The sequence below is a fragment of the Alkanindiges illinoisensis DSM 15370 genome (assembly GCF_000619845.1).
Lineage (GTDB): Bacteria > Pseudomonadota > Gammaproteobacteria > Pseudomonadales > Moraxellaceae > Alkanindiges > Alkanindiges illinoisensis.
This window is the reverse complement of the sequence record NZ_KK211037.1, coordinates 383,375-397,940: the sequence shown is the minus strand read 5'-3', so window position 1 is coordinate 397,940 and position 14,566 is coordinate 383,375. Positions and strand designations below refer to the sequence as shown.

At 50.1% G+C, this 14,566-nt stretch carries 13 protein-coding genes and 1 riboswitch; of the genes, 2 read left to right on the top strand and 11 right to left on the bottom strand.

Annotation, left to right across the window (positions count from 1 at the left end; translation table 11 throughout):
• The 11 genes from bioB to Q337_RS0116140 all read right to left on the bottom strand — a co-directional run.
• The coding region (gene bioB / locus Q337_RS0116190) for a biotin synthase BioB (protein ID WP_026472471.1) at positions 1-703 on the bottom strand (703 nt) is incomplete at its 3' end.
• A gap of 64 nt (positions 704-767) precedes the next feature.
• Positions 768-1,268, bottom strand: a complete 501-nt coding sequence (gene nikR / locus Q337_RS0116185) for a nickel-responsive transcriptional regulator NikR (protein WP_051526961.1) — start codon at positions 1,266-1,268, stop codon at positions 768-770.
• Between the two features lie 65 nt (positions 1,269-1,333).
• Positions 1,334-2,212, bottom strand: coding sequence for an ABC transporter ATP-binding protein (locus tag Q337_RS0116180; RefSeq protein ID WP_026472469.1), 879 nt, complete (start codon positions 2,210-2,212; stop codon positions 1,334-1,336).
• 44 nt (positions 2,213-2,256) lie between these two features.
• Positions 2,257-3,204 (bottom strand): ABC transporter permease, encoded by a 948-nt coding sequence (locus tag Q337_RS0116175; RefSeq protein WP_026472468.1) that lies wholly within the window; start codon positions 3,202-3,204, stop codon positions 2,257-2,259.
• Positions 3,205-3,310: 106 nt separating this feature from the next.
• Complete coding sequence (locus Q337_RS0116170; protein ID WP_026472467.1) at positions 3,311-3,511, bottom strand: hypothetical protein; 201 nt, start codon at positions 3,509-3,511, stop codon at positions 3,311-3,313.
• Between the two features lie 4 nt (positions 3,512-3,515).
• Entirely contained in the window at positions 3,516-4,547 is a 1,032-nt protein-coding gene (locus tag Q337_RS0116165; RefSeq protein WP_026472466.1) for an ABC transporter substrate-binding protein, read from the bottom strand.
• A 410-nt stretch (positions 4,548-4,957) separates the two neighbouring features.
• Positions 4,958-5,353, bottom strand: a complete 396-nt coding sequence (locus Q337_RS19280; protein ID WP_026472465.1) for an allophanate hydrolase-related protein — start codon at positions 5,351-5,353, stop codon at positions 4,958-4,960.
• Positions 5,354-5,390: 37 nt separating this feature from the next.
• Positions 5,391-6,755 carry an allophanate hydrolase gene (gene atzF, locus Q337_RS0116155; RefSeq protein ID WP_228133152.1) on the bottom strand — a complete coding sequence of 455 codons (1,365 nt, stop codon included), beginning with the start codon at positions 6,753-6,755 and terminating at the stop codon, positions 5,391-5,393.
• Positions 6,752-10,411, bottom strand: coding sequence for an urea carboxylase (gene uca, locus Q337_RS0116150; RefSeq protein ID WP_026472463.1), 3,660 nt, complete (start codon positions 10,409-10,411; stop codon positions 6,752-6,754). Before uca ends, atzF begins: the two co-directional genes overlap by 4 nt.
• 1 nt (position 10,412) lies before the next feature.
• On the bottom strand, positions 10,413-11,111 hold the full coding sequence (locus Q337_RS18170) for an urea amidolyase associated protein UAAP2 (protein WP_051526960.1): 699 nt from the start codon (positions 11,109-11,111) through the stop codon (positions 10,413-10,415).
• A 66-nt stretch (positions 11,112-11,177) separates the two neighbouring features.
• The gene (locus Q337_RS0116140) at positions 11,178-11,942 is read right to left on the bottom strand and encodes an urea amidolyase associated protein UAAP1 (RefSeq protein ID WP_026472462.1); all 765 of its coding nucleotides are present in this window, start codon (positions 11,940-11,942) and stop codon (positions 11,178-11,180) included.
• Between the two features lie 65 nt (positions 11,943-12,007).
• Positions 12,008-12,124, bottom strand: a riboswitch (guanidine-I (ykkC/yxkD leader).
• A 624-nt stretch (positions 12,125-12,748) separates the two neighbouring features.
• Here Q337_RS0116140 and Q337_RS0116130 point away from each other — a divergent pair.
• Together Q337_RS0116130 and Q337_RS0116125 are read left to right on the top strand one after the other, a co-directional pair.
• On the top strand, positions 12,749-13,660 hold the full coding sequence (locus tag Q337_RS0116130) for an alpha/beta hydrolase (protein ID WP_026472461.1): 912 nt from the start codon (positions 12,749-12,751) through the stop codon (positions 13,658-13,660).
• A gap of 42 nt (positions 13,661-13,702) precedes the next feature.
• Positions 13,703-14,539, top strand: coding sequence for an SDR family NAD(P)-dependent oxidoreductase (locus tag Q337_RS0116125; RefSeq protein WP_026472460.1), 837 nt, complete (start codon positions 13,703-13,705; stop codon positions 14,537-14,539).
• Positions 14,540-14,566 lie beyond the last annotated feature (27 nt).

The window sequence follows — 14,566 nt, the reverse complement described above, 5'->3', positions numbered from 1 at the left end:
GGGCATCTGCAAGGGGAGTGCCTGCAATCGGCACCAGCATATTGATGGGTACTGACTGGGGATGGATGGGCTGGGTGGCCAGTTCATGCAATAAGCTGATGCGGTCGCTTTGCTGCTCACCTAAGCCTAAAATGCCACCACTACACACTTTCATGCCACTGTTACGCACATGCTCTAAAGTTTGCAGGCGGTCATCAAAGCTGCGGGTGGTGATCACATTGCTGTAATGCTGGCGTGAGGTATCGAGGTTATGGTTGTAGTAGTCCAGGCCTGCATCGGCTAACCGTTCTGCCTGCGAGGGCGTCAGCATTCCCAGCGTCATGCAGGTTTCCAGCCCCATACCTTTGACTTCACGTACCAGCTCCAGCACATACGGCATATCCCTTTCATGCGGGTTACGCCACGCAGCACCCATGCAAAAGCGTGATGAGCCACTGTCTTTGGCGGCCTGTGCAGCCTTTAGCACCTCATCAATGTGCAGTTTCTTTTGCGGGGTGAGCGGGGTGTCATAGCTGTTGGATTGTGAGCAGTAACCACAGTCTTCAGGGCAGGCGCCGGTCTTGATCGACAATAAGGTGCTAACCTGTACGGTGTTGGGATCAAAATGCTGGCGGTGCACAGTCTGGGCAGTAAACAGCAGGTCATTAAACGGCTGTCCATAAATCTGCGCCACTTCACCTCGTGTCCAGTCTGTTTTGCTCATAATGGCTTAAGTCCTGATAGTGATCTCTAAATAAAGGCCTGAAAAATGCAGTTTTCTGTTTGGCTCATGCGGGTGCGGTGGCTGGTGAAGAAATGGGCGGCATGATGGCGGTGAGCAACTGCAAGTTTCCGGTAATCACACCACGCAGGGTAATCAACTGGTTAGCAATTTTTTCCAGCTGGCAGGCCCTGCCCTGTATCAGCACCACCTCCATCATCTGGTTATCCGCCAGACTGACATGCAGCGAGCTAATCACTTCGCTTAAGTTCTGGTATTGCAGGTCAGCAATCTGGCGTTGCAGGTTTGGCATGGAGCGATCATACAGCAAGGTAATCGTACCCACCATTACCTCATTGCCAAGCTTTTGCTTGTGCGCCATGACCTGCTGGTGAATCATGTCGGCAATAGCCTGCGAACGGCTGTCAAACCCGCGCTGCGTAACCATGTCGTCCAGTGCCCGCAGCAATTCCTGCGGCAAGGACATGGTAATCCGGCTAACCGGCGCAACTGATGAACACGCCTGACTGTGTATTTCTGCCGTCAGATCTTTTAGCGGTGTATCCATTGCTGATCTCTTAGAAAAATTTGCTGTCTTAACTGGCGCTACATTGATCTGCTTTGCATCTTGATTTACTCAACCCGGTCATCCACGCGGGTCATGCGTGGAATATGCGGTAACTCCGCCAGTGCAGGTTCCACTTCCGTTTCATCGTCGCCATGCACCAGTTGGTTAATATGGTTGCGCACGGCAATAAATTCTGGACTGTTCATTTGGCTGGGATGACGCGGACGGGACACGGGCACTTCAATAATTTCAATCAGTTCACCCGGGTTGGCTTTGAGCACCACAATGCGGTCAGCCAGCAAAATAGCTTCATCCATGTCATGGGTGACAAAAATCACCGTGATGTCAATATTGCGCCAGATATCCAGCAGGTGTTGCTGCATTTTTTGTCGGGTGTGCGGGTCCAGTGCGCCAAAGGGTTCATCCATTAGCAGGATTTTAGGTTCATTGACCAGCGCACGGGCAATGGCCACCCGTTGTTTCATGCCACCAGATAACTGGTCAGGAAAGGCATCGGCATATTGTTCAAGCCCTATCAGTTCCAGCCATTGCAGGGCAGCTTTTTCGGCGCTGTCACGGTCAGCCCCGTTCATTTGCGGGCCAAACATGACATTTTGCTTGACGGTGCGCCATGGAAACAGGGTATAGCCCTGAAACACCATGCCCCGGTTACGGCAGGGGCCACCCACCTGTTCATCATCCACTTTAACGTTGCCGCCATCATAGGGTTCCAGCCCGGCCACAATGCGGCTAAAGGTAGACTTGCCACAACCGGACGGCCCTATCACGCAAACAAATTCGCGGCGGTAAATGTCAAGGCTCAGGTCTTTTAATGCCAGTTTTTTCTCGCCCTGTCCGTGATAATACTTGGACAGCTTTTCTACTTTTAGTACCACCGGACGCTGGTAAATCTGGCCAAAGCGGGCCTGTACCTCAGGCTGCATCTGGTAAAACTGCAAGGATTTGAGTTCGGTTATTTGAAGTTCGGTCATTTTTTTGCTCCTTTATCCCAACGGAACAGACGTTTGCCCAGCCAGGCCAGAATCAGGTCGGTCACCAGTCCAATCACGCCAATAATCAAAATAGCTGCGTAAACATTGTCAAAATTCTGGTAACGCGCCTGCTGGGTAATAAACCAGGTAATACCGGAGCTGGTGCCCACCAGTTCTGCCACAATCAGGTAAGTCCAGGCCCAGCCCAGCAGGACACGCTGGTCACGGTACACATCGGGTAAAATGCCGGGAATTACCACATGACCCAGCAACTGGCGGCGGTTGGCGCCCAGTGTTAAGCCCGCTTCCAGCAAGCCGTTTTCCAGCTTGCGGGTGGTGTTGGCAATAATCAGGATTTGCTGAAACAAGGTGCCAATTACAATAATGGCAATCTTGGGCGCATCATAAATACCCAGAATTGCTACCATCAGGGCACCAAATGCAGGTGCTGGCAAGTAGCGAAAAAATTCCACAAATGGTTCCACCAGCCGCGAAATAATGCGGGAATGGCCACACAACACCCCTAAAGGCACACCAATCAGCGATGAAATAAAAAAGGCAATAAACACCAGTTTGACACTATGCCACAGGCTTTGATGTAGCCACGGATCAGTAGGTTGTGGTGGTGGCGTGGTAAATGCAGTCACCAGTGCTTTGGCAACTTCATGCGGGGCTGGTAAATATACCGGGTTGACGGGTGTGCCCTCAGGAATCTGCAAACCTTGCGTCTGCATATTGTGGGCTTCCATATTAAACACATCACGTTCAATCCGGGTATTTGGTTCAAAATAAACCACATCGCCCGCATTCTTGATCATGACCTGCGAATGCCAGATAAACGGCAAATAGCTGACTGCACACCACACCAGTAAGGGCAGCAAGAAAGACAGTACCCCCAGGCTAATATTTTGTTTGGCACTTAAGGCCTGAGATATTTTTACCATAATTCCACTTTACCCCGGTTGAGCAAGTCTCTTGTCCAGGCCCAGCCCTAGCATTGGCAGCCTGAATAGCTGCCCTACTCCCCTAAAAATAATGCAATGCGCTTCGCTATGATTGCTTTGATGGCTTGATTGCCTGTGATTTTTGCAATAAAAGCTGGTGTGTCTGTGCATTGTCTCCAGCGCGCAGGGCTAAAAGACGCAGCAGCAAAAGCCCGTAGCGGCCAAGTGGTTGCACCAGTTGCTGATAAATGGAATACATGGCTTTGGACATGCGGATACCTGCTGCGTGAACACGCATTTCATTCATTTAGTTACTTTGCATTGACCACGGATGGATCAATCAGGCTGTCAACATTCACTGGCTTGTTATAAATGCCATTGTCCACGTTGAATTTATTGACGTTATAGGACGAGCCATACAGTGAATCCAGGCCGTCTTTTTTCACCATCACGCCTTTATTGCCTTCAAGGTCCAGCAGGTGGGTACCATTTAAAAACTCGGCATAGGCGGCAGGTTCCAGCCCTACCCGTGCTGACATAATCTTTAAGGCATCCGGCTGGGTTTTCGGGTCATTGATGTAATGCACCACTTTGTCCCAGACCTTGCTTAGTTTTACCCAGTCAGCGCGGTGCTGGCCAAGGCTGCTGGGCGAAACTGCCAGCGTATCGTAAATCAGGCCCGGTGCATCAGCAGAGGTATACAGTGCCTTGGAACCAGCCACAGCCTTGAGGGCCTGTCCGGCAACGGGCTGCCATACGGCAACTGCATCGACCTTGCCAGAGGCCAGTACCTGCGGCATTTCATTGGTGGGTGCATTCAGTAAGGTAATGGAATCCGGGGCAATATTATTTTTGGCCAGTGCGGTGTTAAGCAGCAGGTGATCCACCAGCCCTTTTTCTACCGCCACAGTTTTGCCTTTTAGGTCGGCCAGTGAATTGATGCCCTTTTTACCAATGATCATGTCATTGCCGCTGGAGTAATCGGTAGCCAGAATGATGATGCCACGACTGCCAGATGAAGCATTGACCAGATTATCGCCGTTGGTGACCAGCACGCCATCCAGCTTGCCTGCTGCAAAGGCAGACAATGATGCCGAATAATCAAACCACTGAAAATCCACGTTCAGGCCAGCCTCTTTAATCCAGCCTTTTTCAATGGCCACCTGCCATGCCACCCAGCCGGGCCAGTCGCTATAACCCACCTTTAAGGGTGCGGCACTGCTGCTGGATGAGGCCGCAGTAGTGCTATCCGATGTTGTGGTGGGTGACTCATTGCTTTTACTACAGCCCGACAACAGGCTGATACTTGCCAGCATGGCAATCAGTAAGGCCGTGGCAGGCATTCTGGACGGTAAAACGGACAAACTCATCATGTGAATATCCTCAAGACAATGCAGTATGACAAAAACTGCTTTTAGTAATACTGAGTACTAAGCAAGCCCTGTGCCAGAACAAAAATCATGTTTCAGGTAAAATTTTTATCCAACTAAGCATTTGATAAAATTAATTATTTTTGAAATAAGAATTCTAAATAAACAAGATAAATTTCCCTTGTGATCTGCCATGCACCGTTATGGCCCAGCTTGTTTTACAAAAGCGGGTAGATGCACTGTGATTGCCCTTTCGACCAGTCTTTATAAAAAAAAGCAGCCCGTACGGTACTGCTTTTTTATTAAGCGTTAGGCTATTAGCATTGGATTGTTAACGCTGAATTGTTTTGGCAATAAAAATTCAGCCATTCACCTCAAAACTGCTACTGCACACTGGCAAGATAATTGCGCCAACCCCCAAAATGGCTAATATCAGTTGCGCCGTCCAGTGCAATCGGTTCGGCAATAAAACCGCACTCTACTCTGCCATCTGCCAGCCTGACCTTGCCAATACCCAGTGGCGCTGGAATCAGGCTGACAAAATCCCCAAAGGCCGCCGCCGACAAACGCCATACCTCGACAGGAATAGCCACACCATCCTGACTAACTTTTACCATGGCAGGACGAAACGGTGGGCCACCTGCAATGGCATACAAGCGGTATTCAGCAGCAGATTCAGTGGTTTCGATTAGCATGGCGCCGCGTTCAATCAACTGTGGATTCAAGGCCATGCCGGATAAATGTGCGCCGCATACCACCACATCAATCGTGTCTTTCATATTTTCTTTCCTATCCTATTTTCTTTCCTGTTACGGGTTAGCCCAGTACCTGTTCCAGTTGCTGCGCCAGATCAAGCAGGGTTAAATCCTGTGCCGCCGCTGCAAAGAAGGTAATACCAAACGGCAAGCCATCAGCACGCTGTCCGGCTGGGAGCGCAATTGCCGAGAAATCCAGCAGGTTCATGAAGTTGGTGTAATAGCCGAGCTGGTTATTGAGTTCAACCGGATTGGCTAGCATGTCATTAATTTTAAAAATAGTGCCTGCCGTTGGCGTGAGCATTACATCCACCGATGCCATGATCTGGTTAGCCTGACACTTGTATTCGGCCAACTGGTAAAAGGCAGCAAAACAATCCACGGCACTAAATTGCGTGGCCTTGCCAATAATTTGACGGATGACGGGCAATAAACTGTCCGGCTGCTGCTGGATTAAATGCTGCACCACATGGTAGCGCTCAGCCACCCATGGCCCGGCATACAGCAATTTTGCCGCTTCCAGAAATGGCGTAAAATCTACTTCCTGCACGCTAAAGCCCTGAGCTTGCAGTTGATGAATTGCCTTGGCAAACAGCGCCGCATAGTCACTATCGCCAAAGAACTGCAACTGATCCGCCCGGGGAATGCCAATGGTTTTTACTAGTTTTGGCTCTGCCAGCAGGATGGGCTTGCTATACGGCTCTTTAGGATCAAAGCCTTGCGCAACCTCTAGCACGGTAAGGCTATCGGCGGCATTTTTGGCAAAAATCGATATACTGTCCAGACTGCGGCACGCAGGCACAACCCCACTATTGGACAATAAGCCGCAGGTTGGTTTTACACCCACCAATTGATTAAAGGCAGCAGGCACCCGGCCTGAACCAGCCGTATCGGTGCCTAATGCAAATGACGCCAGATTTAAAGCCACTGTCAGTGCCGAACCTGAGCTGGAACCACCAGCAATATATTCCGGATTAATGCTATTGCGCGCTACGCCATACGGTGACCGCGTACCATTTAATCCCGTAGCAAACTGGTCCAGATTGGTTTTGCCCAGTGGAATGGCCCCAGCATCCATGAGCTTTTGCACCACGGTGGCAGAAGTTGTTGGTACATTAGCAAAGTTCGGGCACGCGGCTGTGGTTGGCACGCCTGCCAGATCAATATTGTCCTTGATAGCAAAGGGAATCCCATACAGTGGCAAGTCAGCCGGGTTTTTACGGGCCAGTTGTTGCGTATAATCGCGCAGCCAGTCTGCACTGAGCTGATAAATCCAGACCTGATGGCTGTCCCCAGAATCTTCCGCCTGTATGCGCTCAAGCAGATATTCCACCAGTTGCAGCGGAGTCAGGCCCTGTGCATAAGCCGTCCGCAGATTACTAATACTGAGATCAGTCAAATCAAATTCTCGTGTGTGCTCAGTCATGCAGCCTGCTCCCTGAGTACCATTAGCGCCTGCCCGGCACTGACCTGATGGCCCACTTGCGCCACCACCTGATCCACAATGCCAGCGTGTGTAGCAGTGACGGTAAATTCCATTTTCATGGATTCAATAATCGCCACCACATCACCGGCCTTGACATGATCACCGGTCTTGACCGGAATTTTCCAGATACTGCCAGGGATATGTGCTTCTACCAGTTGTTCACCCGCCTTGAGCTGCAATTCATCGCTGACATTACTGCTGTCGGCTTCGCTGATGTATTCGGCCTGTCCTGCAGCTTTCCAGCGGTCACGCTCGGCATCAAACGAGGCTTGCTGGGTGGTTTTAAATGATTCAATGCTGGGCTGGTTGTCCGTTAAAAACCGGTTGTATTCACGCAGGCTCAGTTCACCCTGTTCAATTTTCACCCGGTAACGGCCTGCCGCAAATTCCTTGCGCATGTCCAGCAATTCATCTTCCGACACTTCAAAGAAACGAATCTGGTCAAAGAAACGCAGCAGCCAGGGCTTGCCAGCTTCAAACTCCGGGGTAATGTGATAGCGGTTCCACATTTGAATGGTACGGCCCACAAACTGGTAGCCGCCCGGCCCTTCCATGCCATACACGCACATGTAGGCCCCACCAATACCGACGGCATTTTCCGGAGTCCAGGTACGCGCCGGATTGTATTTGGTCGTTACCAGCCGATGACGTGGATCAAGCGGTGTAGCAACCGGGGCACCCAGATAGACATCGCCCAGTCCCATCACCAGATAGCTGGCATCAAACACCACTTTTTTGACATCATCAATGCTGTCCAGCCCGTTAATACGGCGAATAAACTCAAGGTTGCTGGGACACCATGGCGCATCGGCACGCACCGATTGTATATATTTTTCAATAGCCAGCCGGGTTTGGGAATCATCCCAGGCCAGCGGCAGCCACACGGTGCGCGATTGCACCACCATATCATCAATGGCAGGCAGTTCATGCTCTGCCTGCTTCAGCAAGTCCAGCAAGTGGCTTTGGGTTAGCAGGTTGGCATCATAATGAATTTGCAGTGAGCGAATGCCCGGCGTCAGGTCAATAATGCCATTGATATTTTTTCCCTCGACCCATTGCATCAGGGCATGCACGCGAAAGCGCAGGTTCAAGTCCAGCACCAGATCGCCATATTCTACCAGCACATAATTATCACCGGCCGGACGGTATACCACTTGCGGCGCATCTGGTGCCTGATACTGGCTTAAAATGGCAGAATTCAGGGTTTCCCAGTTGGCTTGCAGCGTGACATTAAATGCTTGCGGCAGGCCATGATCAGCCTGTGTTAACAGGCTATCCAGTGCCTGTTCCTGCTGAAGCTCCAACTGGTCGGTTTGGTCCTGACTGATGGGAATAAAGCGTACCTTGTCGCCCGGACGCAACTGGCCCAGTTTCCAAAGCTCAGCCTTGACCACTACGGCCGGACAGACAAAGCCGCCCAGGCTCGGCCCATCCGGCCCCAGAATAACTGGCATATCACCAGTAAAGTCAATCGCACCAATGGCATAGGCATTGTCGTGAATATTGGACGGATGCAAGCCTGCTTCGCCGCCATCGCTACGTGCCCATTCTGGTTTTGGCCCAATCAGGCGCACCCCTGTCCGGCTGGAGTTATAATGAATTTCCCAGTCGGTATTAAAAAAGGTTTGAATGTCAGCTGGGGTAAAAAAGTCTGGCGCACCATGCGGGCCGTACATCACGCCAATTTGCCAGTCCTTGCTGATCTGTGGCTGCGATGATTGTTGCAGTGCAGAAAAATTGACAAGCTCACTGCTGGCCTCACTAGCCGCTGTAACCGCTACTGCACTAATGGGCAACATATCTCCCAGACGCAGGTTACGTCCGGCATGACCACCAAATTGTCCCAGACTGAAGGTGGCCTTGCTGCCGAGGTATTCCGGCACCTGCACGCCACCCTTGATGGCAATATAACTGCGGCAACCCGCCTTCATGCTGCCACAGGCCAATACCTGCCCGGCTTTGACATCAAAACATTGCCACAGGGGTTGTTCCACCCCATCTAGGGTGATACTTAACGGTGCACCCGTAATGCACACCCGACTGTCACAGTGAAATTTTAGTGTTGGCCCGGTCATGGTGCATTCCAGACCAGCACTGTTGTCCTCATTACCCAATAGGCGATTGCCAATACGCAGGCTCAAGGCATCCATCGCACCAGATGGCGGCACACCGACATTCCAGTAACCCAGACGGCCTGTGGCATCCTGTACCGAGGTTTGTACTCCGGCCTGCAAAACTTCAATACGGGCAGCCTGATAGGCAAAGTCATTGAGATAACAGGTCGTCTGCTGGCCCGACTGAAACACCTCACCCGCCAGAATGGACTTCACATAATCCAGATTGGTTTCAATCCCGGCCAGCCGGGTTTCATCGAGCGCCTGTTGTAGCTTGGCAATGGCCTGTTCACGGTTGTCGGCATGTACAATGATCTTGGCCACCATGGGGTCATAAAATGGCGGCACGTGAGAGCCTTGCTGTACCGCAGCTTCTATTCGCGCATGAATGTCAGGATTGTCCGAAAACTGTACTTGGGTGAGTACACCCGAGGAAGGCTGAAAGTTGCGGGCCGGGTCTTCGGCATACACCCGCACCTGAATGGATGCACCCTGTGGCGTGGGGGCCTGAGCAGGCAGCTCAAAATCACCACTGGCCAGCAATACCATCCAGCCCACCAGATCGGTGCTGGTGACTTCTTCGGTGACACCATGCTCCACCTGTAAGCGCGTGTTGACTTCCAGAAAGTAAAACTCCTGCGTGTCGGCATCCATCACAAATTCCACCGTGCCTGCCGAACGATAATTAACCGATTGCATCAGGCGAATGGCCGTGTCCTGTAGGTTTTGCCGCTGTGCACCACTTAAATGCGGTGCCGGGGTTTCCTCAATCACTTTCTGGTTACGGCGCTGTACCGAACAATCGCGCTCACCCAGTGCCAGCACCTTACTCTGGCCATCGCCAAACACCTGCACTTCAATATGGCGCGCATGCTGAACGTATTTTTCCAGATACAATCCGGCATCCTTAAAATTGTTTTGCGCCAGTTGCGACACGCTGGCATAGGCATCCTGCAACTCGGTTTCACTCCACACCAGACGCATACCAATCCCGCCACCCCCTGCGGTACTTTTCAGCATCACCGGATAACCAATCCGGTCTGCTTCACTTAAGGCTTCGGTTACATCAGCCAGCAGGCCACTACCCGGCAGTAATGGCACCTGACTTTGCATGGCCAGCTCACGGGCAGTATGTTTTAAACCAAACTGGCGCATCTGGTTGGCAGTTGGCCCAATAAAGGCAATGCCTGCTGCGTCACAGGCTTCAGAAAATGCTGCATTTTCCGACAAAAAGCCATAACCCGGATGAATGCCCTGCGCTCCGGTTTGTAATGCCACTTGCAGGATTTTGTCGGCATTGAGGTAGCTTTCCTTGGCCGGTGCCGGGCCAATGCACACCGCCTCATCGGCAAGGCTCACATGCAGTGCATCGTGATCGGCTTCGGAATATACCGCCACCGACTGGATACCCAGCGTTTTTAGGGTGCGGATAATACGACAGGCAATCGCGCCACGATTGGCAATTAATACTTTATTAAACATATCAGGCTGCCTCTCCGCAGTGTGGGGTGGTTGAATCTGCGATGGTGTCCCAGACCAGCAAGCGAATGGCTGTCGGGTTGTAGGCATTACACGGATTATTAAGCTGCGGACAGTTGGAAATCAGCACAATCAAATCAATCTGGGCTTGCAGCTCCACATATTTACCGGCAGCAGAAATGCCATCAGCAAAGCGTAAATGGCCGTCTGGCGTTACGGGCACATTCATAAAAAAGTTAATGTTGGCACCAATATGCCGCACGGTTAAACCTGCCTTTTGGGCAATCGGGTGGTTGGCCAGCGCGTACATAAAATTATTGCGGCAACTGTGCATGGGATATTTGTCATGAGCATAGCGCACGGTATTGCTTTCGCACGAACAGGCGCCACCCAGGGTGTCATGGCGACCACAGGTATCTGCTGTGATGGTGGCAATATGACGGTTTTCATTGCTATACAACCTTGAACCCAGCCCCAGATAAAGCTGGCTGCTAGCCACAATAGTCTGGCTAGGGCTGTAGCGTTCATTGGCATCATGCGCACTAATAAACAGGGTATCAACGGCCTGATTGCCCTCCAGATCCACAATACGAAACGTCTGGCCTTTTTTGACCAGGCCCATCCAGGCTTCACCGGCAGGGCAAACTTCATTCAGGATGGCATTGCTTTCCAGTAAAGTACTTTCTTTAAATTGAATGACCATGTTGTTATTCCTTAAATTCAGTCGTGATGCACGAAATTAGATACGCTCAATTCGTCACTATTCTGGTCAAAATTGGCTTAAACTGGGCTCAGCAAAATAGCGGGCGTTATTGGCAAAACCGCGCTGGTTTTGCGGGCAGGAATTGCGGCACAGGTCATCAGGTGCAATGGGGTTTGCTTTATAAGCGGTGATTGAAATATCAGCAGGCTGGTAAATGGTCGCCGGATTGAGTGGATGCGGCGCGCTGGACAATATCAGCAGGGTTTCCATCTCAAAACGCAGCTCAATGATGTTATCTGCCTTGCTGTGCTGCTCAGCCCACACCAGTGCGCCCTGATTGTCATCGTGGTCATCAGCACTGACCTTGCTGAACAGGTTGATATTGGCCACCAGATCCTGCTGGCCCAGTCCCCACTTTTCCATTTCCACCAGAAAGCCATCACGTCCATTGCGGAACATGGCATTGCGGGCGTCACCAAAGGTTTTACTGCCGTATTGCGCCTGAATCTGGCTAGCATCGGCCACACCGCAAAGTGTATCAATCCAGCCGGTATCGTCACGAATGATTGAGCACATCACCCGGCCCATGTCGGAATAACAGACATGGCCGGCCGTTAAAAATGCCGTGTGCTGTGCCTTTAGGGTATCCGGCATGTTATAGCGTTCCAGCTTTTCCTCGGCATTAAAAAACAGTACCGACAGGTTGGCGTTACTTGCTTCGGCCTTAAATTGCAGCACAGTACCGCGGCGAACACGGCCAGACCAGTGATGTCCGCCGGGTAATCGCTCGTACCATAATGGCTGATCAACAGAATATAATGAATAAGACATGCTCATACTCCACAACAGGACAAACCAAAAAACAGAGAGTACACACTGGCTGGTGCAGGTGTTTTATCTCCCGGGCTTTTGTCCCGCCGTGTAGTTCCAAACCAAAAATTGGTTAGAACCGTTTGCTCTCGGACCAGGCATCTTTGTGACCTACAAAAACCGGAACCCTAGCAAACTTTAAATAGACTGTGATGCAAATGGCCTTAAGTTCAAGCCTTTCCATCATGAGTGTATGTACCCAATGATGCAAATCGCAGCATGATTGATGTACTCTCAATACACGCTATAATGCAAAGTATGCGCCATGTTTTTAATTAATTGATTTTATTTATTTTTTTATAAAACTATTAATATTCTATTTTTTATTTATTAAGTGAATGCACTAAAACTGCTCCAGCATCATTTTAATGCACTACAAACGAGCACCATAAAATTCAATTCAAACAAGTTATAAAAGAACTTATTTTTTGCCTGGTTTAAATAATAAAAAACAGCAAATTTTGAAGCAGCATGTGACTTAAATAAAGATAACCAGCCTGATTAAGGCTGCCTCATCAATATGACTTTCATTTAATAGGGTTAGGGGAAATCTACTCAAACTAGTAACCATCAACGTACCCTATACTTTCAATTCTCACCTTAATGAGTAGTCCCAGATTAAACCCTAAAAACTATTCAATTACAGGAAACGATATGTTTAACTTTTTTATGGCGCAAAATATCAAGCATTCTGGCAGCAAGCGTCAAGCTGTCTGGTCGGCATTGCGTGAAAATCCCATCATCAACCGCCTGATGGAATTTTTACCATGAACAAAAAAGTAGCCAATCCGCTGCAACCTGCTAATGTCCAGTTTGCCTCAGGCGGTATTCAATGTAGTGCCTATCTTTACCGTCCGGCCGCAGCTAAACCTTCTCCCATTATTGTGATGGCGCATGGTCTGGGTGGCACGCGAAAAATGCGCTTGACTGCTTTTGCCGAACGCTTTGTAGCACAAGGGTATGCCTGCCTGGTATTTGATTACCGTCACTTTGGTGATAGCGAAGGTGAACCACGCCAACTGCTTGACATCAATAAACAGCTAGAAGATTGGAAGGCCGCGATTGTCTATGCACGCAGTCTGCCTGATATAGACCCAAAAAAAGTCATTCTATGGGGTTCCTCGTTTTCCGGTGGACATGTACTGGCAACTGCAGCCTCTGAACCGAAACTAGCAGCAGTGGTTTCACAATGTCCATTTACTGATGGTCTGGCCTCCAGTCTGGTAATGCATCCTGTCACCTCAGTCAAGCTCACTGCACTGGCAATCCGTGACCGGGTTGGTGCCGCATTTGGCCAAGCACCAGTAATGGTGCCTTTGTCAGCCTATCCTGGCGAAATGGCCCTGATGAATGCCCCAGATGCCATGTTAGGTTTGACAGCACTGACCCAGTGTGACCCAGACTACAAGAACTTTGTGGCTGCCCGTTTTGCCTTGGATATTATTCGCTACTATCCTGGCCGCAGTACCCCCAAGATCAAAGCCCCTGTGTTGTTCTGTATCTGTGATCCCGATACGGTTGCCCCCGCTAAAGCCACCTTACGGCATGCCAAGCGTACTCCATGCAAGGACATTAAACGCTATGATTATGGTCACTTCGATATTTATGTTGGTGATGCGTTTGAGCATGTGGTACAGGACCAGATCAACTTTCTTAAACATACAGTTCCTGTTCGCTAATTAAACACGCCTAATTCATTAATATCGTAGGGGGAATACGTTATGAGTAAATATCAACTCAAAAATAAAGTGATTGTGATTACCGGCTCAACCGGTGGTCTTGGGCAAGCTGCGGCACAGGCACTGTCTGGTAAAGGGGCTAAGCTAGCACTACTGGATCTTGATCTCACCAGTGTGACTGCGCAAGCCAGCGTATTAGGGAGTGATCAGGTGGCTAAGGGCTGGGTAGCCGATGTTCGCTCGCTAGAAAGTCTGGAAACTGCGATGGCAGAAGTGACGCAGCATTTTGGCAGGATTGACGTGGTGATTGCCAATGCCGGCATTGGCTCAACAGAGTCACTGGAGCATATCGATCCCAAAACTTTTGAACGTACCATTGACATTAATCTTGTCGGGGTATTCCGCACCTTTAGGGCTGCCTTACCTTATGTTAAGAATAATCGCGGTTATTTGCTGGCCGTATCGTCCATGGCAGCCTTTGTCCATTCACCACTTAATACCCATTATACTGCCAGCAAAGCGGGTGTATGGGCCTTATGTGATAGTCTGCGTTTAGAACTCAAGCATTTGGGCGTCGGTGTAGGCAGCCTGCATCCAACCTTCTTTCAAACCCCGATGATGGAAGCAGTACAAGCTGATCCTGCCGGTCAAGCCGTCTGGAGTGGCAATACCGGTATCTGGAAATACGTTCCCATTGAAGACGTGGTGGCTGGGCTGGTAGATGCTATTGAACGGCGCCGTGATATTGTAATTGTGCCTAAAGCCAATACTTTGGTTGCCCGTGCGCCAGGGTTGCTTCGTAACCTCATTGAATTGATTGGTTTTAACCGTAAAGATCTGAAAAAAACCATGCAGATTGATGCAAAACAGCATGGTTGATTTACATTTTAGGTCAAAACATATTAT